21 protein-coding genes and 2 pseudogenes are annotated in these 18159 nt (G+C 36.4%); 19 read left to right on the forward strand and 4 right to left on the reverse strand.

What is annotated here, in order from left to right:
- Positions 1 to 69: 69 nt before the first annotated feature.
- Together G6O73_RS11345 and G6O73_RS11350 are read right to left on the reverse strand one after the other, a co-directional pair.
- Positions 70 to 519, reverse strand: coding sequence for a cupin domain-containing protein (locus G6O73_RS11345; RefSeq protein ID WP_057885208.1), 450 nt, complete (start codon positions 517 to 519; stop codon positions 70 to 72).
- Positions 520 to 716: 197 nt separating this feature from the next.
- Positions 717 to 1250: a hypothetical protein gene (locus tag G6O73_RS11350; protein WP_057885209.1), complete on the reverse strand. Its 534-nt coding sequence runs from the start codon at positions 1248 to 1250 to the stop codon at positions 717 to 719.
- A 207-nt stretch (positions 1251 to 1457) separates the two neighbouring features.
- On the opposite strand from G6O73_RS11350, the gene G6O73_RS11355 reads away from it, so the two are divergent.
- From G6O73_RS11355 to G6O73_RS11410, 12 genes and pseudogenes are all read left to right on the forward strand, one after another.
- Positions 1458 to 1769 carry a PTS sugar transporter subunit IIB gene (locus G6O73_RS11355; RefSeq protein WP_057885210.1) on the forward strand — a complete coding sequence of 104 codons (312 nt, stop codon included), beginning with the start codon at positions 1458 to 1460 and terminating at the stop codon, positions 1767 to 1769.
- A gap of 16 nt (positions 1770 to 1785) precedes the next feature.
- The gene (locus G6O73_RS11360; RefSeq protein WP_057885211.1) at positions 1786 to 3027 is read left to right on the forward strand and encodes a PTS sugar transporter subunit IIC; all 1242 of its coding nucleotides are present in this window, start codon (positions 1786 to 1788) and stop codon (positions 3025 to 3027) included.
- Positions 3028 to 3052: 25 nt separating this feature from the next.
- The gene (locus G6O73_RS11365; protein ID WP_057885212.1) at positions 3053 to 3379 is read left to right on the forward strand and encodes a PTS lactose/cellobiose transporter subunit IIA; all 327 of its coding nucleotides are present in this window, start codon (positions 3053 to 3055) and stop codon (positions 3377 to 3379) included.
- 11 nt (positions 3380 to 3390) lie between these two features.
- Positions 3391 to 4857: a glycoside hydrolase family 1 protein gene (locus G6O73_RS11370; RefSeq protein WP_057885213.1), complete on the forward strand. Its 1467-nt coding sequence runs from the start codon at positions 3391 to 3393 to the stop codon at positions 4855 to 4857.
- 31 nt (positions 4858 to 4888) lie between these two features.
- Positions 4889 to 6751: a BglG family transcription antiterminator gene (locus G6O73_RS11375; protein ID WP_057885214.1), complete on the forward strand. Its 1863-nt coding sequence runs from the start codon at positions 4889 to 4891 to the stop codon at positions 6749 to 6751.
- Positions 6752 to 6915: 164 nt separating this feature from the next.
- A pseudogene (locus G6O73_RS11380) lies at positions 6916 to 7907 on the forward strand (3-hydroxyacyl-CoA dehydrogenase).
- Between the two features lie 204 nt (positions 7908 to 8111).
- A complete protein-coding gene (locus G6O73_RS11385; RefSeq protein WP_057885215.1) occupies positions 8112 to 9521 on the forward strand; it encodes a C69 family dipeptidase in 1410 nt (469 codons plus the stop codon).
- Between the two features lie 440 nt (positions 9522 to 9961).
- On the forward strand, positions 9962 to 10249 hold the full coding sequence (locus G6O73_RS11390; RefSeq protein ID WP_057885217.1) for a hypothetical protein: 288 nt from the start codon (positions 9962 to 9964) through the stop codon (positions 10247 to 10249).
- Positions 10250 to 10621: 372 nt separating this feature from the next.
- Positions 10622 to 11149 carry a nucleoside/nucleotide kinase family protein gene (locus G6O73_RS11395; protein ID WP_083478455.1) on the forward strand — a complete coding sequence of 176 codons (528 nt, stop codon included), beginning with the start codon at positions 10622 to 10624 and terminating at the stop codon, positions 11147 to 11149.
- A 166-nt stretch (positions 11150 to 11315) separates the two neighbouring features.
- A complete protein-coding gene (gene mazE / locus G6O73_RS11400) occupies positions 11316 to 11558 on the forward strand; it encodes a type II toxin-antitoxin system PemI/MazE family antitoxin (RefSeq protein ID WP_057885218.1) in 243 nt (80 codons plus the stop codon).
- Entirely contained in the window at positions 11551 to 11919 is a 369-nt protein-coding gene (locus tag G6O73_RS11405; RefSeq protein WP_057885219.1) for a type II toxin-antitoxin system PemK/MazF family toxin, read from the forward strand. Before mazE ends, G6O73_RS11405 begins: the two co-directional genes overlap by 8 nt.
- A 9-nt stretch (positions 11920 to 11928) precedes the next feature.
- Positions 11929 to 12078, forward strand: coding sequence for a hypothetical protein (locus tag G6O73_RS11410; RefSeq protein WP_157056651.1), 150 nt, complete (start codon positions 11929 to 11931; stop codon positions 12076 to 12078).
- A 338-nt stretch (positions 12079 to 12416) separates the two neighbouring features.
- Here G6O73_RS11410 and G6O73_RS11415 read toward each other — a convergent pair whose 3' ends face one another.
- Together G6O73_RS11415 and G6O73_RS11420 are read right to left on the reverse strand one after the other, a co-directional pair.
- The gene (locus G6O73_RS11415; protein ID WP_057885220.1) at positions 12417 to 12599 is read right to left on the reverse strand and encodes a hypothetical protein; all 183 of its coding nucleotides are present in this window, start codon (positions 12597 to 12599) and stop codon (positions 12417 to 12419) included.
- Positions 12600 to 12613: 14 nt separating this feature from the next.
- A pseudogene (locus tag G6O73_RS11420) lies at positions 12614 to 13175 on the reverse strand (recombinase family protein).
- Between the two features lie 78 nt (positions 13176 to 13253).
- On the opposite strand from G6O73_RS11420, the gene G6O73_RS11425 reads away from it, so the two are divergent.
- The 7 genes from G6O73_RS11425 to G6O73_RS11450 all read left to right on the forward strand — a co-directional run bounded on the left by G6O73_RS11425 (position 13254) and on the right by G6O73_RS11450 (position 18126).
- On the forward strand, positions 13254 to 14630 hold the full coding sequence (locus G6O73_RS11425; RefSeq protein ID WP_057885221.1) for an MFS transporter: 1377 nt from the start codon (positions 13254 to 13256) through the stop codon (positions 14628 to 14630).
- Positions 14631 to 14639: 9 nt separating this feature from the next.
- Positions 14640 to 15500, forward strand: a complete 861-nt coding sequence (locus G6O73_RS11430) for a Cof-type HAD-IIB family hydrolase (protein ID WP_235805053.1) — start codon at positions 14640 to 14642, stop codon at positions 15498 to 15500.
- A 185-nt stretch (positions 15501 to 15685) separates the two neighbouring features.
- Positions 15686 to 16651 carry a S66 family peptidase gene (locus G6O73_RS11435; RefSeq protein WP_057885222.1) on the forward strand — a complete coding sequence of 322 codons (966 nt, stop codon included), beginning with the start codon at positions 15686 to 15688 and terminating at the stop codon, positions 16649 to 16651.
- 17 nt (positions 16652 to 16668) lie between these two features.
- Complete coding sequence (locus tag G6O73_RS11440) at positions 16669 to 17163, forward strand: cysteine hydrolase family protein (protein WP_057885223.1); 495 nt, start codon at positions 16669 to 16671, stop codon at positions 17161 to 17163.
- A gap of 23 nt (positions 17164 to 17186) precedes the next feature.
- Positions 17187 to 17324: an SAP domain-containing protein gene (locus G6O73_RS12850; protein WP_235805054.1), complete on the forward strand. Its 138-nt coding sequence runs from the start codon at positions 17187 to 17189 to the stop codon at positions 17322 to 17324.
- A gap of 26 nt (positions 17325 to 17350) precedes the next feature.
- Entirely contained in the window at positions 17351 to 17764 is a 414-nt protein-coding gene (locus G6O73_RS11445) for a hypothetical protein (RefSeq protein ID WP_235805055.1), read from the forward strand.
- Between the two features lie 2 nt (positions 17765 to 17766).
- Entirely contained in the window at positions 17767 to 18126 is a 360-nt protein-coding gene (locus G6O73_RS11450) for an HIT family protein (protein ID WP_057885224.1), read from the forward strand.
- Positions 18127 to 18159 lie beyond the last annotated feature (33 nt).

Raw genomic sequence — 18159 nt, forward strand, 5'->3', positions numbered from 1 at the left:
CCTTTCATGTTTTTAAAAAATTAATTTAAGAGAAGCTAAATTAGCATCGTCAAAAAAGATTTCATGACTTTATTCACCGGTGCCCTCTAGTGGGCCTTCCTGCTGAATCGCGTCATCTTTGGTCTTTTCATCAGTTCCCTTGGCGTGTTTTACTGGAGAATAAATTGAGAAGACTTTCATAGTTTTATTACCAGCGTTAATTACATTGTGCCAAGTATTATCTGGAATAATTACTGCTTCACCAGGATGAATCTCACGGTCAATCGTCAATTTGTTTTTATCTTTGCCCATTTGAACGTGACCCACACCGTCTACTAAATAAATGAATTGGTCATTGCCATGGTGAATTTCCATTCCGATATCCCCACCACCAGCTGGAATTGCCATCAAAGTGACTTGAAAATGATCACCCGTCCACAAAGTAGTTCGATAATTGTCATTAGCTAAGGCAGCGGCCTTTAAATCTGGAGCGAATGGTTGTGGGCCATAATCTTTAAGTTCTAAGTGCTTTTCAGTCATTTTACTGCTTCCTTTCTATACAAATTAAGTATAACACATTATTTGAGATGAACCATAAAAAATGTTTTGGCTAACCTAAAAATAAAAAATGTTAAAAAAAACTCAATGATATTGTAGTGATTTCCAAGAGATATATTTGCTGATAACTCTTGGAGGTCAGTTTAATACTACATCATTGAGTTTCTTTAAATTTAAACTTACCAATGTTGGACAACGGTTCCGTTTGGCAGAACATAATAACCAGCTGCTGGTGTAACTGAATTATTCGGATAAACTTCAATATAAAAAACAGTTTGACCATTGTAAGTCGTTGTACCATTATCTAAATATTGTGCTTTTGGGTATTTTGTTTGTAATTGTTGACTTAAAACATTGATTGCTGCTGTTCCATTGGTCACACTACTAGAACTACTGGTCTGTGAACTAGCTGTTTGTGAAGCACTATTACTTGTTTGACTAGAACTTTGAGAAGCGCTACTGCTAGAAGTTGTTGCTGTCGTAGCAGTTGTACTTGAAGTTGTTGCTGCTGAATCGGAGCTTTGAGCAGCTGAACTAGTTGACTGAGCGGTACTGGTAGAAGATTTATGACTGGATTTTTTGGTTGACTGAACTTTTTCAGTGGTTGAACTTTTTTCACTGCTTGCTGAGCTGCTTTGAGCGTTTGAGCTTCCGCAACCTGCTAATCCTAGAAGTAAAACTCCGGCAATAGTGAAACCCCATATTTTTTTCATAAGAAACTCCCCTTTCGCTACACTACCCTTATTTTATAACAAAATAAGCTGTTTGCACAATTAAGGCAAAGCATTAAACAAATTGAAATTTAAAATTTCCTCAGGTTTACTTAATTCCTAACCAATTAGGAACCAAATGTATTTCAAGAAAATGATAGGGTTTTCTAAAATAAGAATGTAAGGAAATAAAAGATGGAGGTCAGGATTATGACAGAAAAAGAATTAAACGTATTGTTGGTGTGTGGAACAGGTGCTTCTAGCGGATTCATGGCAGCTAATATGCGTAAAGCGGCTAAAAAAGCAGGCTTAACTATCAAAATTCAAGCACGCAGTGAGTCACAGTTAGAAGATATGATTGATGACGTTGATTACTTATTAGTTGGTCCACATTTGTCCTATAAGGAAGCAGAGTTGCGGGCAACAGCTGACGCGCATCAAGTTAAGATGGGAATTATCCCACAAACGATTTATGGAACTTTAAATGGTAAAGCAGCACTAGAATTTATGCAAGCGCTGTAACAGGGGGGGACTTTTGATGCAAACTAAATTATTAAACTTTATGCAGGAAAAATTTATTCCCAAGGTTAATAAGATTACTAATAATGCTTGGATTAAAGGAATTCAGCAATCGATCATTTCGATTTTGCCTTTTATCTTGGTTGGTTCGTTAGTAACACTGATTATGCTTCTTAATAATATCAAGTCCAATTTGATTCCGGATTTGAATGATATGAGTACTTTCACTTTTGGCATGTTGGGATTGTTTTTAGCTTTCTTAATTCCATATCACATCTTAGAAAATTATAAAAATGAAAAGAAAATCTTAGCCGGCTTTACCGCGTTAGCTTTGTATTTGATGTTAATTAAGCCAACTTTTGTCAGCGATGTCAGTTATATCAAATTTGAATTAGCGCGTTTTGGTTCTGGCGGGATGTTCTTATCGATTGTTGTCGGTTTGGTAGTTGCAGCAGTGATGTTATTAGCAGCTAAATTTTCCTTCTTTAGTGAAGATACCGTTCTGCCAGATTTTATTGTTACTTGGTTTGACTCTTTGATTCCGATTGCTGTTTTGATTTTTATGGGTTGGTTAGGTTTAACAATTAAGAATGTTGATATTTTCAAATTCATTACTTGGGTCTTTTCGCCATTATCTTTTGTAGGTCAGAGTTATCTTGGCTTTGTCTTAATTGTTTTCTTATATAGTTTCTTTTATTCTTTTGGAATCAGTACTTGGGCTTTATCACCAATTGTGTATCCAGTAATGTTCAGCGGAATTGCTCAAAATGCTGCTTTAGTTAGCAAGGGCTTGGCGCCAACTAACATGACAACTTATGAAGTTTTTTATTCCGCTTTTATTGCTGCGGGTGGTTTTGGTTTTACCATCACACTTTCAATTATGATGATGCTCTTTGCTAAATCACAGCAGTTGAAAACAATTTCGCGAGCAACTTTTCCAGCTGTAATTTTTAACATTAATGAACCACTGGTATTCGGTGCACCAATTGCATTTAATCCAATTTTGATGGTTCCAATGTGGATTAACGGTTTATTAGTACCACTGATTGCTGGTGCAGCGATGAAATTGAGCATGGTACCGATTCCGGCTAAAGTATTCCAGTTATGGTACATTCCGTTCCCAATTTCAACTTATTTAACCACGGGGATTAAGGGTGTTATCTTATTTATCCTATTGTTTGTTATTACTTGGATGGTTTACTTCCCGTTCTTCAAGACTTATGACAAACAGTTATACACTCAAGAACAAGCTAGTAAATAATTTATCATGAAAGGTGTTAAGAGAGATGGAAGATATTGAAAAAAAACAACAAATTGCCATGCAGATTATTTTAAACGCAGGAGATGCACGTAATTTTGCCATGCAGGCACTTGATCAAGTTGCTGAACATGATTTTGCCCAAGCAAAAAATCTGCTTAAACAGGCTAAAGAAAAAATAACTTTGGCACATAATGCGCAAACTGATGAAATACAAGCAGAAGCAGCTGGTGAAACAGCAATTTACTCACTGCTATTCAATCATGCGCAAGATACTTTAATGACGGTGATTTCCGAAATTAATTTGACAGAAAAAATGATCAAGATTGTTTCCTCATTAGTTCCCAAGAATTAAGGGGTGGTTTGATGAAGATTGAAAAATTCCCAGCTGATTTTTTATGGGGCGGGGCGGTTGCTGCCAATCAAGTCGAAGGTGGCTTTGCTGCAGAAAACAAAGGACTTTCACAGACTGATGTCTTACCATATGTTAATCAAAAAGATCACAAAAAGATTAAAAAGATTACTGCGCAACAGGAGATAGTTGAAAATTTACAAGCAAAAGATAAGATCTTTCCAAGACGATGGGGAATTGATTTCTTTAATAAGTATCGTCAAGACTTGGATTTGTTTGCGGAGCTAGGCCTGACTGCTTTTCGAACGTCGATTGCGTGGAGTCGGATTTTCCCTAACGGTGATGATGCTGTAGCGAATGAAGCTGGTTTAGCATATTATGATCATCTTTTTGCTGAAATGGAAAAACGCCAGATTACCCCGGTTGTCACTTTGTCGCATTATGAAATGCCTTTAAAGTTGGTAACTGAATATGGTGGTTGGAAAAATCCACGGTTACTTGAACTGTACCTTAAGTTTTGCAAAGTTGTAATGAAGCGGTACCCCCAAATTAAGTATTGGGTTACTTTTAATCAAATTAATTCAGCATTAAATGATGCCTATTCAGCTTTAGGAATCTTGAAGGATGATTATTCGAATGCAGCTGATTTTGAAAGAGATAAGTTTCAAGCACTACATTATCAGTTATTAGCGACGGCTAAAGTTGTTGAGTTTGCCAAAAATGAGCTGCCGTCAGTCCAAGTGGGGAGCATGGTTTATGATATGACTTCTTATGCAGCAACGACTGATCCTAAAGATGTGCTGGCGAATCAGGACAATCTTTTGCAAGCTGATTTTATGTCAGATGTTATGGTTCGTGGAGAATATCCGGCTTATATTTTAAATTATTTGCGGCGAAATAAAATTTCATTTAATCCTTCAGCAGCTGAATTGACAACTATCAAACAAAATCCGATTGCCTTTTTAGGTTTAAGTTACTATTTGACTACAGTTACTCACCATGATACCGTTCCATTATTGGCCAGAAATTCTTGGAACATGGGAACCGACACCTACAATCCACTTTTACCAAGTTCTGATTGGGGCTGGCAAATTGATCCAGTAGGATTAAGGATTGCTTTGCGGCGCTATGCCGATAAATACCCGCATTTACCGTTAATGATTTTGGAAAATGGAATTGGTCATCTTGATCAGCTTACGGCAGATGGAAAAATTCATGATCCTTATCGGAGTGAGTATTTAGCAGCACATTTGCAACAAGTTTCCGCGGCAATTGCTGATGGTGTCCCGGTAATTGGATATTTTGTCTGGTCACCAATTGACATTATAAGTTCAAGTACTTGCGAGATGCAAAAGCGTTATGGCTTGATCTATGTTGATCAAGATGATTATGGTCAGGGTTCACAACAGAGAATTCGTAAAGACAGCTTTACTTGGTATCAACAATTTATCTCTCAACATCGTAGGGAAAAAACCAATTAATCTGGTTTAAAAAGTCCAAGGAGTGATTATTTTGAACGATCGGTTGCGGATGCTGGTGATACAGCTTAGCAATGAAAAATGGCAGACAGCGCAGCAACTAGCTCAACAATTAGAAGTTACCCCGAGAACAATTAGAAGTTATATCGCTAAACTTAAAGAAAATGGGGTCCTTTTACAGGCATCGCATACAAAGGGGTACCGGTTGCAAAATCAAACTGATAGCCAGTTTTTAAATGAAGTATCAATTGGACCAGAAGCACGGCGACGAGAATTTTTGGTTGCCTTGCTGCACTATGGCTCGATTGATTATTATCAGTTTGCTTTGGAACATCATGTCGAGGATACAACGGTTGCTAAAGATATTAGTCTGCTTAATCGTAAATTAAGTTCATATACAGCAAAGATAGCTGTAAAGGATTATGTTGCTGCCTTGGAAGCAAACGAAGAACAGGTACGTCAGATTTTATTAGATCAACTTTATCAAGAATCTGCGACAGCTGGATTTAATGTTCAGGCATTACGCCATTATTTTCATTTTAAATTTAATTATGATGAATTAACGCAGTTTATTCGACAACAATTAAAGCAAAATGATTTGGTTTTGAATGACTATAATTTTACCAATTTTGTTTTTCATTTATTGGTGGCAATTGACCGTAACCAAAAGCTAGGGAAAACTATTCAACCAGAAATGCAGGCTTCAAACCAGTCGCAAAAAGTAATCTCGGTTTTAGTTGTCTGGTTGCGCAAAAGCTACGGTTTAAGTTTATTGATTGAAGATCAGCGTTATTTGACGTTGTTACTCGATAATACCGCTCAAATTTCGTGGAAGAATCATGAATCAATTAGGAAATTGGCAATAATGGTCAATGAAATTCTACAAGAAATCAATCTACGTTATGAATTGAACTTAAATGATGAACATTTTGTTGATCGTCTGCTGTTGCATGTAGCGAACTTAGTTAATCGAGGCCATTGCAGTCAATTATTGCAACATCAGATTCCCTTGGTGCATCATATAAAACAAACTTATCCCCTAATTTATGATGTGGCCGTTTTCTTTGTCAGTCAATTAGCCAAAAAGATGGGTTTGGCTTTAGAGTCAGACACAGAAATTGCCCTAATTGCGATTCATTTTGGCTTGTACATTGAAGATTCGCTAATCAACTCGGATACACTAACAATCAGTTTGATTTCTCCAGGATATCAGGAGTTGCGTCAAAAAATTGCTAATAAAATTAGTGCTAGTTATGGTAAGCGGGTGGTTGTTAAAACTTATAGTGATGATCAACGTGTTGATAAAAGTGGTTTGGTTTTAACGACCGATCCGACAATACAACGTCCTGGATATTTGCTTGTTTCTAATTTTTTTAATAGCCGTGATCGAGCAAACGTTACCGATAAAATTGACCATTATTTGCAGAAAAAAAGTGACTTACGTTTTGAATACTTTTTGAGTAAGTGTTTGAGTGAGGAACATTTTCAAATTTCCAGGTCTTTTGCTGATAAGAAAAGTTTTATCGAACAACGGGGCAATGATTTGCTTAAAACAGGTTACATTGAAGCTGATTTTTTAGGTGATGTCCTTAAAAGAGAATCAATGTCTTCAACTAACATGCTTAATGGAGTTGCTATTCCACATTCGTTACAAATTGGAGCAAATCGCTCGATAATTGACATTACAATTTTCCCATCAGGGGTGGTGTGGGATCAAAATGCTGCTCCAGTTGAGATTGTAGTTTTATCTTGTATCAAGGCTAGTGATCAAGCAATTTTTGGTGATTTTATGGATCACCTAGTTAAAATTACCAGCAATTCTAAACTATTTAATCGGTTGAAAGAAAGCCGTAGTTTCAACGATTTTCTCCATGAATTGCGGACTATTAGTAAATAATCTAAACAAAGTACTTCAAATTTATGGAAAATCCTAAATTTGAGGTACTTTTGTTTATTTAAAGTAAGCATTATTACTGTCGAAATGGTAAAGCCGTGCTACAATCAAAGAGGTTAAATGTCGTTGATTAAATTGTAAGCGTTTTATTAAAAGAAAGAGGCGATATCATGTTTAACAATGTTACAGTTGCTGGTAGTGGTACGTTAGGAAGTCAGATTGCTTTTCAAACAGCTTTTAAAGGTTTTGAAGTTACTATTTATGATATTAGTGATAAGGCATTGGAGAATGCGAAACAAGAAGTTGCTGATTTAAGTGAACGTTACATTGAAGAAATCAAAAGTTCAGAAGAAAATTATCAAGCGGCCATTAAAGATGTCAGTTACAATGCCAATTTACTGCCGAATATTAAACAAGTCTTTACCAGCAGTACTAATGAACAAATTGGCAAAGTTTTTTCAGCAGGTAAGCGGATCAAATATAGTAAGGATTTAGCAGAGGCAGTGGCAGATGCTGATTTAGTGATTGAAGCGATTCCAGAAAATGTCAAAATCAAAACCGAATTTTACACACAATTAGGTGAAGTTGCTCCAGAAAAAACCGTTTTTGCGACGAACTCGTCAACTTTGCTGCCGAGTCAATTTGCTGAAGTTACTGGCCGACCGGAAAAATTTTAGCGCTACATTTTGCCAATGAAATTTGGCATAATAATACCGCTGAAATCATGGGTCATGCTGGAACTAATCATGATATCTATGATCAAGTTGTTGACTTTGCTAAAGAAATCGGGATGATCCCAATCAAAGTGAAGAAAGAACAAGCGGGCTATATTTTGAACTCGATTTTGGTGCCGTTGCTGGACGCAGCCCAGTTATTGTACGCCAATCAGGTAGGAGACCCAGAAACGATCGATAAAACGTGGATGTTGGCAACTGGTTCGCCTCAAGGCCCATTTGGTACGCTCGATGTTGTCGGCATCAGGACAGCTTACAACATTGTAAAAAATTATGCTGAAACAACGGGAGAAGACCGCTATGAAAGAGTTGCTAAACTCTTAAAAGAAGACTTTATTGATCAAGGAAAACTTGGTGTGTCAACTGGTGAAGGCTTTTATAAGTATCCGCATCCACGGTATAAAGATCCGGATTTCTTAAAGTAAAGGAAATTATTATTTAGAAGGTTAAAAGTCAATCTTAGTTAAAAAGCTGCTATTAGCGTTAATTTTTAACGCTAATAGCAGCTTTTGTATAGAGATTGAATGAAAGCCTTACCTAATTATTTAAAACTAAGCAATTCAACTTTTTTAAAATTAATGAGAAAGGGTATAATAATAGTAATAGTCTAAAAAGGAGTGGCAAACACGATGGAAAAACGAGTTAAAGGTTCATGTACAACAATTTTGGTCGGGAAAAAAGCTTCAATTGATGGTTCAACGATTATTTCACGAAATGATGATGGTCATGAGGCACTTGATCCAGAACGTTTAGTGGTAGTTAATCCAGCCGAGCAGCCGCGGCATTATCAATCAGTGATCAGCAAGGTCCAAGTTGAATTACCGGATAGTCCATTACGATACACCTCGATTCCGAATTCTATTTTGAAGGATGGAATCTGGCCGGCAGCTGGAATTAACAGTGACAATATTGCAATGTCGGCTACGGAAACAATTACCACTAATTCACGTGTTTTAGGGATTGATCCGTTTGTTGCAGGTGGCATTGGTGAAGAAGACTTGGTAACTTTAGTGCTGCCATATATTCACAGTGCTAAAGAAGGCGTAACTCGGTTAGGTGCTTTGCTCGAAAAATACGGTACTTATGAACCAAATGGGATTGCCTTTTCAGACAAAGATGAAATTTGGTGGCTGGAAACAATTGGCGGACATCACTGGGCTGCTAAACGGATTCCGGATGATGCCTATGTAGTTGCACCAAATCGGATGAATATTGATGATTTTGATTTTGCTGCAGCTGATACAATGGCTTCTGCAGATTTAGAGGAAATGATTGCTAAGTACCATTTGAATCCTGATTTTAATCGAGTAAACTTGCGGCATATTTTTGGTAGTTCATCCATTAAGGATACGGTTTACAATAATCCGCGAGCTTGGTATGGTCAAAAATATTTTACGCCAGAAGTTGAACAGGATCCAATGGAACAGGATTTACCCTTTATCTGTCATGCTAATCGTAAAATCTCAATTGAAGATGTCAAATTTGTATTGAGTTCACATTTTGAAAATACCAAATACGATGTTTATGGTTCAGGTTCCGAGTCTGACAAAACTTTATTCCGTCCAATTGGAATTAACCGAAATCATGATGTTCACATTTTACAGATTCGCAATGATGTACCAGCTGAAATTGCGGGGATTCATTGGATTGCGTTTGGGGCTAATACCTTTAATACCGTAGTACCATTTTATGCTAATGTTACCGATACTCCAGCTAGCTACAAAGATGCCAATGGAACTTTCAATTTAAATCATATGTACTGGCTGAGTTGTACAACTGCGCTGTTAGGTGACACTGATTATGATTTTTATGTCGATATGCGCAATAGTTATGAATTAGCGGCAATGAGTGCTTACCGTAAAATTGAAAATGATACTGATGCTGCTTTAAATCAGCATCAAGCAGATGCACAAGAATATTTGGCAGCCGCAAACCAACAGTTGGCGGATAAAGCAATGGAACTGCAGACCAAGTTACTTGGTGATATGGTAATCGCCGGTTCTGAAAAAATGAAATTACGATATAACTTGAATGATTAGTTTTCCAGTGTTAAGTTAGAACTTAACCGGACATTGCCGTTTTACGACGGTAGCATAGATAAGAAAAGAGCTGTTCTTTAACCTTTTAAGGTTGTGAACGGCTCTTTTTGGATTGTTCGGGTCTCCGTCAAACCATATTGGTAGAACCGTGAAGTCCTCTGAATAGGTGGCTTCATTATTTTACAATTAAAAGAATTCTGGCATAAACTTTGTTTTTTAATTGCTTCTTGGATTTGGTGAGCTGTTTCATAGACATATTTAAGCTTTGAATTAGTACTAAGCCCTAAATCAATCAGGCTCTGTTGCGTCATATATTCGTTAAGCCCTCTGAAGTATTGTGTTTTTGAACGATTGATTTTTAAAGCCTTATAGATACGACTATGCTTATCGCCTTGTTGCAAATATGTCGTATGGTTGGAGTGGAAATTTAGGCATTTAAAATGCCATCTAATTGGAGTTTTGATCAGTTTACGGAATACATAGCAGGCTCAACTGGGATTGATATTGATCAAGATGCTGCTTCTGGAAAAGATCAAGGGGTTTCGAAGACGACTGACACTATGACTAATAAAAATTCTGCCTTCTTCGAACAATTGCAAAAAGTTGAAGAGCAGGCAAAAAAATATGTAAGTGATTCTACTTCAATAACTGAACGAATCGCTCAATTTTATAGACAATTTGATTATTCATCAGCAGAATGGATTCCAATTGCGGGAGTGCTAGAATAAAGTATGGTTAAATACAGTGAATTTAGCATGAAACATTTCAAGCGATAGAGACTTTAAGCCTTTATACGAAGACGCAACTGGTATTCAGATTGGTACTTCACATATGATGGCCGCTTTAAATGCACTCTTATTTTGGAAAACACTTTCCAAAAAGAAGAACAGTTACAAAAACCTACTGATCATTACATGGTTAAGTCTATTCTTAGTGGTTGCGTATACACCGGAGGACTACTGGACAACTAAAAACGTATATGGAGCGCAAATGTTTTGCTCACAAAGTATTAAAATAAAAATAGTTAGAAAGAATTATGTACTTACTACACAGAGCCATACTTAAAATAAATATACTTAATTTCAGGAGGATTGTATATAATGTCAAAAATAATAGTTATCAGTGGCTTAACTGCTGGAGGCAAAACAACCCTTGTAAACTCGCTGGCACGAGAATTAAAAAATAGTAAAATCATTTCTTTTGATAATTATGATATTGATCAATTGCTTTCTGCACCACCACTCAATAAACCATTATCTCAGACAATTAATTTGTATGACATTCAAAATATTATTTCAGCAGTAAATTCAGCAAGATATAAATATGACTATATTCTTGTTGATTATCCTTTTGGTAATCGTCACGAATTATTTAATCGATTAATCGATTTAACGGTATACATTAAAACACCTCTTGACATTTTGCTAGCGCGTCGTATACTTCGAGATTTTTCAAATAAGGATATCAGTACTGTTAATAATTATTTAAATGTATATTTGAAAACTATAAGACAAGTTCTCATTGAAAATGAAAATTTCATAGTAGATACTGCCGATCTTGTTTTAGCTGGTGAAGCACCATTGGCTACTGAAGTAGAAAAAGTAATTGGTACCATTAAGTCACTTTAAGATCAATACCTAGATTTTTTTCTTACATTTTCACTATAGATAATAAAACACAAAAACCTTGTTTTAAATAATTAATTATCAACACAACTTGAGTGTAGGTACATAATAATATTGTTCGCTTAATAGAGTAATTACATATATAATTACATAAAGGAGATGATTATGTATGACTGTAAAAACTCGAAAACAAGGTAATTCAATAATGATTACCATCCCTGCAGAGTTTAATATTGGGGTCAATGCTGAATATGAGCCAATAATTGATGTGAATGGAGTTATAAGTTTTATGCCAGTACGAAGTAATTTATTTAAGCAAAATCCAGACTATGACTTGCGGAAAGCAATTAATGATGAAAAGATCCCTGATAATGGGAATTTAGTTGGAAAAGAGGACTTTTGGCATGAATAAAGACATGCCAAAACAAGGTGATTTAATTTGGATCAATAGTGAGCCAAATTCAGGGCATGAGTATGGGGCTCATGATGTAAGTGTCGGCAATACGCTTCGTCCTATGTTAGTAATGAGCGATCTTGCTTATAATCAGCGAACGGGAATGATCGTTGGATTTCCAATAACTCATACTACACATATAAACAAGCCTTTTCAGTTTGAACTTTCAGGGCACAAGATTAGTGGTCATGTTATTTTGACAGAGCTTTTAGGCTATGATTATCTAGCACGAGCGGGGGAAACTGTAGATCATGTTAGCACGAAAGAACTTTTTCAAGCTAAAAGAGCTGTTAAGGATATATTTGGATTTCTAGATTAGTACATAGAAATGTATGCACTAATTTTTTTGCAGGTGCGCCGAACCCATTTTCGAGGAAAATATCACGTAGAAAAAGAAGTTGGTATTCTATTAATGACAATGAATTTAACGAAGTTGGCAGGAATTTTGATTAAAGCAGCTGCCAATTTTCCACGCTAACAATTGGCTTGTTAGTTTTTTTCCAGCCACATTTTTTTGCATAAAAATAGACTCTCTAGTTAAAGAGAGTCTATGAGTGGAGTGGATTGATTAAGTCCACATTTAAAAGGTTTAACCCCATTGAATATTACTATCTCTATTTCACATAATATCATTTTCCAACCACTAAAACATTAAATCTTCTCCCCTTTTGCTAAAATCTAGAAAAAAAGACTTGAACAAGTTTTTAATCAAATGTCCATTCAAGCTTTCTTGGGTTAACCGTCTTATTAAGAATAAGGCCAAAACACTACTCTTTATTTTAAATTGTATGCTAATATTGTAATTAGATTTAATTACTAATGGTAAGGCAATTCTGAAAGTGATACAAAAAGATTACTCGTATTTGTTTTTTCAGAAGAAGCTTTAGTAATATTAACATTTGTTGTTGTTTCAGCTTGAGCTGAGCTACCAACTGTTCCAACAAGTAATCCCCCAGCAAGCAATGACAGTGTTACAAAACTAATTAATTTCTTTTTCATAGTCTAACCGTCTCCTATCGATATAAAGTAACCGGTGCAATTTCCAACATTCTGGCAAGCTGTCTCTTCGTGAGATCAGCTTTTTTTGATCTAATAATTTACAAGCTTCATTGTAAATATAACGTTTTTGGCGGTTAGGAGAAGCTGGATCATACTCACGGACTTTGCCTTTATATTTACCTTGTTTTTTAGCAATCTCAATCCCTTGTCGTTGGTGTTCACGAATTGTTTCGCGTTCTTCTTGAGCAATATATTTATAAAGATCCACGATAATATTAGTAATCAGGTTGCGCAGATTAGGGTCCTCAATATCGGCAAAGCTTGGTAAATTAAGGACATTCGTAGCGCCTTGTTGGCGACTTGCTTCAATAATATCGGTCGGGTCTTTCGAGTTGCGACCTAAACGATCCAGGCTAACGACAATTACTTCATCATCATCACGCAAATAGTTCAGCATTTCTGGTAGTTGGGGCGTTCAGTATCTTTACCAGAATTTTTTTCTTGGAAGATTTTGTTCACTCCAGCGCTTTTTAGTTGTTCAAGGTTAGGTCTGATTGAAATTAATTTCACAAATATTTACAGTATTTTTACATAAATAACTAAAAAATGATACATTCAATCCTTATGATAAAGGTTAAAGGAGGGATTGATTAAATGTCAAAAAATATTAATCCATTTTTAGTTACCGATCAAAGTAAATTAGGCAAGTTTCATGTTAAAGCAATGTTAATTACTGGAATGGGAGTTTTATCGGATGGCTATGGGCTATCTTCAGTAGCGGTAATTTTACCAATTATTTTAACTAGTCTTGGTGGGGAAGTTACGGGCTTAACGACTTCATTTCTCTCAGCAGCACCACTAATGGGAATGATTGTGGGTTCCTTGTTATTTGGCTACTTAGGCAATTCTGGACGTAAAAAGTATTATGGAATTGATGTACTTTTAATGACAGTTGCCACTTTATTATCAGCGATGTCAACCAATATTGTTTTTTTAATTATTACGCGGTTCTTTTTTGGAATTGGAGCGGGAGCTGATTATGTTTTATCACCTACAATTTTGGGTGAACATTGTAACGCCAAAGATCGGGGGAAATTAATGTCGGCGGGTTTTGGCCTAAGTTGGACGATGGGAGCAATTTTTGCTGTCTTAGTGGCAATGACTTGTTCAGCATTAGGGTTATCAGGTGAATTGACTTGGCGAATCACTTTAGGAATGGGTGCATTACCAGCCGCATCGGTAATATACTTACGGCGCCATTTACCTGAAACACCGCGGTTCTTGGCTCGGGTTCAAGGCAATAATCAAGAAGCTGCTGAGGTTGTTGCGGCTAAGACGAAGCAAGCAACAACAAAATTAGATGTTCAACAAGACCACCAAAGTGTCCAGTATTATTTACAAAAAGAAAAAGCTGCAATTATTAAAGCTTCGCTGTTATGGTTTTTGGCAGATATTGCCGGATACTCAACCGAACTTTACGGACCGTCTTTGATTGCTAAAGGGCTCGGATTATCTTCAACTTCATTCTCATTACTGACGCATGTGTTGTTTTCTGTTCCATCGGCGATTTTAGCAGTTTTTCTAATTGATTCACTTGGTCGCAATAAATTACAAGCTCTAGGTGCCTTTCTGGCTGGCTGTGCTTTAATTGGTTTCAGTCTTTTAGGAACGTCAGGAATAATGGGACCGTTTATCATGTTTGGAGCCTTTTCGTTTTTTGATAATCTTGGACCTGGTTCAGTTGTTCAGGCGGGAATTACGGGAATTGAAATTGCCAGTACCAAAGCTCGTTCAATTGTTCAGGCAATTACGGTAACGGCTGGGCGCTGTGGTGCAATTTTAACGGCCTTTGTCTTTCCATCATTATTTAAATATTTTGGTGAGACGGTCTCAATGTGGTTTTTGATTGCTATTTTATTTATATTGACAGTTGCCAGCATAGTCTTACTGCCGGAAGCTAAGAATCGTTCTTTGGAAGACTGTGCACAAGAAGTTATCGGTCAAGAAGGGTCAATGGGGCAACCACTCTAAAAATTAATTTTGGCAGGAAAGAAGGCGAAAACTATTTCAATTAAGTTAGCAGCAATTGATATTGATGGGACTTTAGTAAATTCTGAAAAAAAACTGACGACAGCTGTTAAAGCAGCAATTGCAGCTGCAAAGCAAGAACAGCTAAAAATTGTAATTTGTACTGGTCGCCCGTACACGGGGGTGAAATCGCTTTTAACTGAATTAAAACTGCAAAATCAAGCAGATCAATATGTAATTTGTTTTGGTGGTGCGCTAGTTCAAACAACTAACGGGCATATCATTAATTTGCAGCCGCTAGCATATGAAAGCTTTTTAAAATTAGAAGCATTAGCAAGTATGCAACAATTACACTTTCAAGCGGTTGCCCGTAAGCGAATTTATACCGCTAATCGTAATATCAGTTGTTACACGGCATATGAAAGCATAATTACTCAACAAGAGATTTCTTATCGAACTCCAGCCGAAATGCCCAAAGATGATTTAATTAAAGCAATGATTATTGATGAGAAGAGTAAAATTGATTCATTATTGCAAAATTGGTCAGCATTTGCGCCACTCGAAAAAGAGATTAATTTCTGCCGAAGTTCACCTAACTATATTGAAGCTAATGCTCTTGGTGTTAATAAGGGATCAGCATTGCAATTACTTTGTCAGTATTTGAAATTGCAACCAGCAGAGGTGATGGCAATTGGGGATCAAGGTAATGATTTGAGTATGCTTGAATATGCTGGCTTAGCGATAGCAATGGGCAATGCAACCGCAGAAGTTAAAGCAGCAGCAATGTTTGAAACCACTGATAATGATCATGATGGTGTCGCTCAGGCGATTAAACAGTTTTGTTTGAATAAAGTATTAGGAACGGCTGATTGACAGGATTTTAATAATACAGCTTGAGCTAATTCAACTAGCCACTAACGAACGTGATTCGTTAGTGGCTTTTAATAGTTGCAGAAAATTTACCAAAACAATTCGGGTGACAGATTGGTAAGTTAGATTTGACAGGATTGAAAAAACGCCTATGATAAAATAAAAGAAAATTTTGGAGGTGTTTTATTTTGAATATTGGTTATTATTCTGCTTCAACCCCGATCACAGCACTTTCGCCTAAACGATTTCAGCGAGCAGTCGATTTTTTGCAACAGGAAGGGGTTAAATTAACTGCTGGATGTTTGACGGGAAAGCAGGATGATTATCGCTCAGGTTCAATTTTTGAACGGGCACAGGAAATAAATCAGCTGATTCATAATAATCAAGTTGAAATTATTATGGCAACAATTGGAGGAACAAATACAAATTCCGTTTTACCATATATCGACTATGCTTATTTAAAACAACATCCTAAAACCTTTGTTGGTTATTCCGATGCGACAGCATTATTGTTGGCTGTCAAAACTCAAGTTCCGCAATGCCGTGTCTTATATGGGCCAGCTTTGGTAGCATCATTTGGAGAATGGCAGCCATTTGTCGGGATGACGTGGCGTTATTTTAAGCAAATTTTATCTGCTAGCAGCAATCAAGTTGTTCGTTTAAATGCCCCAGATTTTTGGTCAGATGAACATTTGAATTGGGAAAATTTTGAACGTCCTAAAGAACAATGTGCTAATGTTTGGCATTATACACGCCAACCAGTTTTAGAAGGCCGGTTGATTGGCGGAAATCTAAATACAATGTCTGGAATTATCGGTTCCAAGTTTTTTCCAAACTTGTCAGCAGAAGATATTTTATTGATTGAAGATGCCGAAAAGGACGCGGCGACAGTTGAAAAAAATTTTGCTATGTTAAAAAATGCTGGTGTTTTTGATAAAATCAAAGGAATTATCTTGGGTAAGCATGCTTTGTTTGATGATCTGGGTTCACACAAAACACCGATTGAAATTTTACTAGAAGTGGTTAATAATCCACAGTTGCCGATTATTTATGACTATGATTGCTGCCATACCGTACCGATGTTGACAACACCTTTGGGAGCACGAGTGTTGATTAATGCGCGAACAATGACGATCGAATTTGCTGATTTTTAGTGTGATTGGAGGAAAAGATGATAAATAATCAAACCGCATTATTAGTAATTGATGTTCAAAATGGTTTGGCTCAAGCGGCAGACTTTAATTCATTGATTGCTAAAATTAACCAGCGAATTAAAAGTTATCGTGAGAAAGACCAACCAATTATTTTTATGCAGCATACTGATGCAGAGTTACCATATGGATCTCCTGCTTGGATGCTAGCAGCGGAATTAGCTGTTCAAAATGAAGATCAGATTTTTTTGAAATATCATTCAGATTCCTTTTTTGAGACAGGTTTGCAGAACTACTTAACTAATCGGCAGATAAATCAGCTTGAAATTTGTGGATTGCAAACAGAGTATTGTGTTGACACAGCGATTCGTGTGGGTCACCATTTAGGCTTTAAAATTAAAGTTTTATCTGGCTTGCATACAACCTTTGATACCCCATTACTTTCTGCTGCAGTTGCGATTAAGTATCATGAAGATATTTGGAACAATAGTTTTGCTAAAGTGGTTCAGCGGTAAATTTAATCTTGCAGGAGTTGAAAATGGAAATTTTAACACTGAATAAATTTAAACAAACTTATTATTATAAAACGGAATTAATTGAGCTTTGCCGCGAGTATCATTTGCCAACGAGCGGAACTAAAGCAGAATTCAACCAGTTCGACTATCAGTTAATGTAAAAAGATTGACTTATGAGCAGCTTACTTTGAATACCAAGGTAGTTGGCTCAGGTTTTTGTTTTAATGCAGCTGCACGAAAGTTCTTTGCCGAGTATTTTGATCAAAAAAATTTTTCATTCAAAAAAGAAATGGCAATTATTAAACGACGGGCGGAAGTTAATCATGACACAACCTTAACGATTGGCGGCTTATTGGCAGAATATCAAAAATTGGCCTCTCCAACTAATCGATGTATGGTGGCTGAAGAAGCTACTTATCAATGGAATCACTTTGTCCGAGATTTTTGTCAAAGTCCTGAAAGTAAATTTTTTAAAGCAAAAATGAAAGTAGCAGCAATTTTATGGCAACACTGCAAGCAATCAAAAATGTCTAAAAAATATACCAAAGAATTAACAAACAAATACGCTGCTGAAATTGCCCAATTCAAAATTAAGGAGTAAATATGGGAAATGATTGTATCTTTTGCCAGCGTGAAAAACTGCAGATTGTGTTGGAAAATCAGTTGGCAGTGGCATTTTGGGATCTTCATCCAGTTAACCCGGGTCATTTGTTGATTATTCCTAAAATGCATCGACTAGATTATTTTGCGCTTCAATCGGTTGAATTGCTGGCAATAAATGAGTTGATCCATCAAGGAAAGCAATTGATTGACCATCGATATCAGCCAGCTGGTTATAATCTGGGAGCTAATATTGGTGAATATGGTGGACAAACTATCATGCACTGTCACTTGCATTTGATCCCACGTTACATTGGAGATGATCCTGTACCTGCGGGTGGTGTTAGAAAGTTATTGGGGTAATCATTTAAAATGAAGTACTTTAATTAAATTTTA

This window comes from Liquorilactobacillus nagelii DSM 13675 (assembly GCF_019444005.1).
GTDB classification, from domain to species: Bacteria; Bacillota; Bacilli; order Lactobacillales; family Lactobacillaceae; genus Liquorilactobacillus; species Liquorilactobacillus nagelii.

Bases quoted from the DNA above. Each gene is read 5' to 3' on its own strand.
- G6O73_RS11345 (WP_057885208.1), bottom strand. From the start codon at position 519: ATGACTGAAAAGCACTTAGAACTTAAAGATTATGGCCCACAACCATTC.
- G6O73_RS11350 (WP_057885209.1), bottom strand. From the start codon at position 1,250: ATGAAAAAAATATGGGGTTTCACTATTGCCGGAGTTTTACTTCTAGGA.
- G6O73_RS11355 (WP_057885210.1), top strand. From the start codon at position 1,458: ATGACAGAAAAAGAATTAAACGTATTGTTGGTGTGTGGAACAGGTGCT.
- G6O73_RS11360 (WP_057885211.1), top strand. From the start codon at position 1,786: ATGCAAACTAAATTATTAAACTTTATGCAGGAAAAATTTATTCCCAAG.
- G6O73_RS11365 (WP_057885212.1), top strand. From the start codon at position 3,053: ATGGAAGATATTGAAAAAAAACAACAAATTGCCATGCAGATTATTTTA.
- G6O73_RS11370 (WP_057885213.1), top strand. From the start codon at position 3,391: ATGAAGATTGAAAAATTCCCAGCTGATTTTTTATGGGGCGGGGCGGTT.
- G6O73_RS11385 (WP_057885215.1), top strand. From the start codon at position 8,112: ATGGAAAAACGAGTTAAAGGTTCATGTACAACAATTTTGGTCGGGAAA.
- G6O73_RS11390 (WP_057885217.1), top strand. From the start codon at position 9,962: ATGCCATCTAATTGGAGTTTTGATCAGTTTACGGAATACATAGCAGGC.
- G6O73_RS11395 (WP_083478455.1), top strand. From the start codon at position 10,622: ATGTCAAAAATAATAGTTATCAGTGGCTTAACTGCTGGAGGCAAAACA.
- mazE (WP_057885218.1), top strand. From the start codon at position 11,316: ATGACTGTAAAAACTCGAAAACAAGGTAATTCAATAATGATTACCATC.
- G6O73_RS11405 (WP_057885219.1), top strand. From the start codon at position 11,551: ATGAATAAAGACATGCCAAAACAAGGTGATTTAATTTGGATCAATAGT.
- G6O73_RS11410 (WP_157056651.1), top strand. From the start codon at position 11,929: ATGTATGCACTAATTTTTTTGCAGGTGCGCCGAACCCATTTTCGAGGA.
- G6O73_RS11415 (WP_057885220.1), bottom strand. From the start codon at position 12,599: ATGAAAAAGAAATTAATTAGTTTTGTAACACTGTCATTGCTTGCTGGG.
- G6O73_RS11425 (WP_057885221.1), top strand. From the start codon at position 13,254: ATGTCAAAAAATATTAATCCATTTTTAGTTACCGATCAAAGTAAATTA.
- G6O73_RS11440 (WP_057885223.1), top strand. From the start codon at position 16,669: ATGATAAATAATCAAACCGCATTATTAGTAATTGATGTTCAAAATGGT.
- G6O73_RS12850 (WP_235805054.1), top strand. From the start codon at position 17,187: ATGGAAATTTTAACACTGAATAAATTTAAACAAACTTATTATTATAAA.
- G6O73_RS11450 (WP_057885224.1), top strand. From the start codon at position 17,767: ATGGGAAATGATTGTATCTTTTGCCAGCGTGAAAAACTGCAGATTGTG.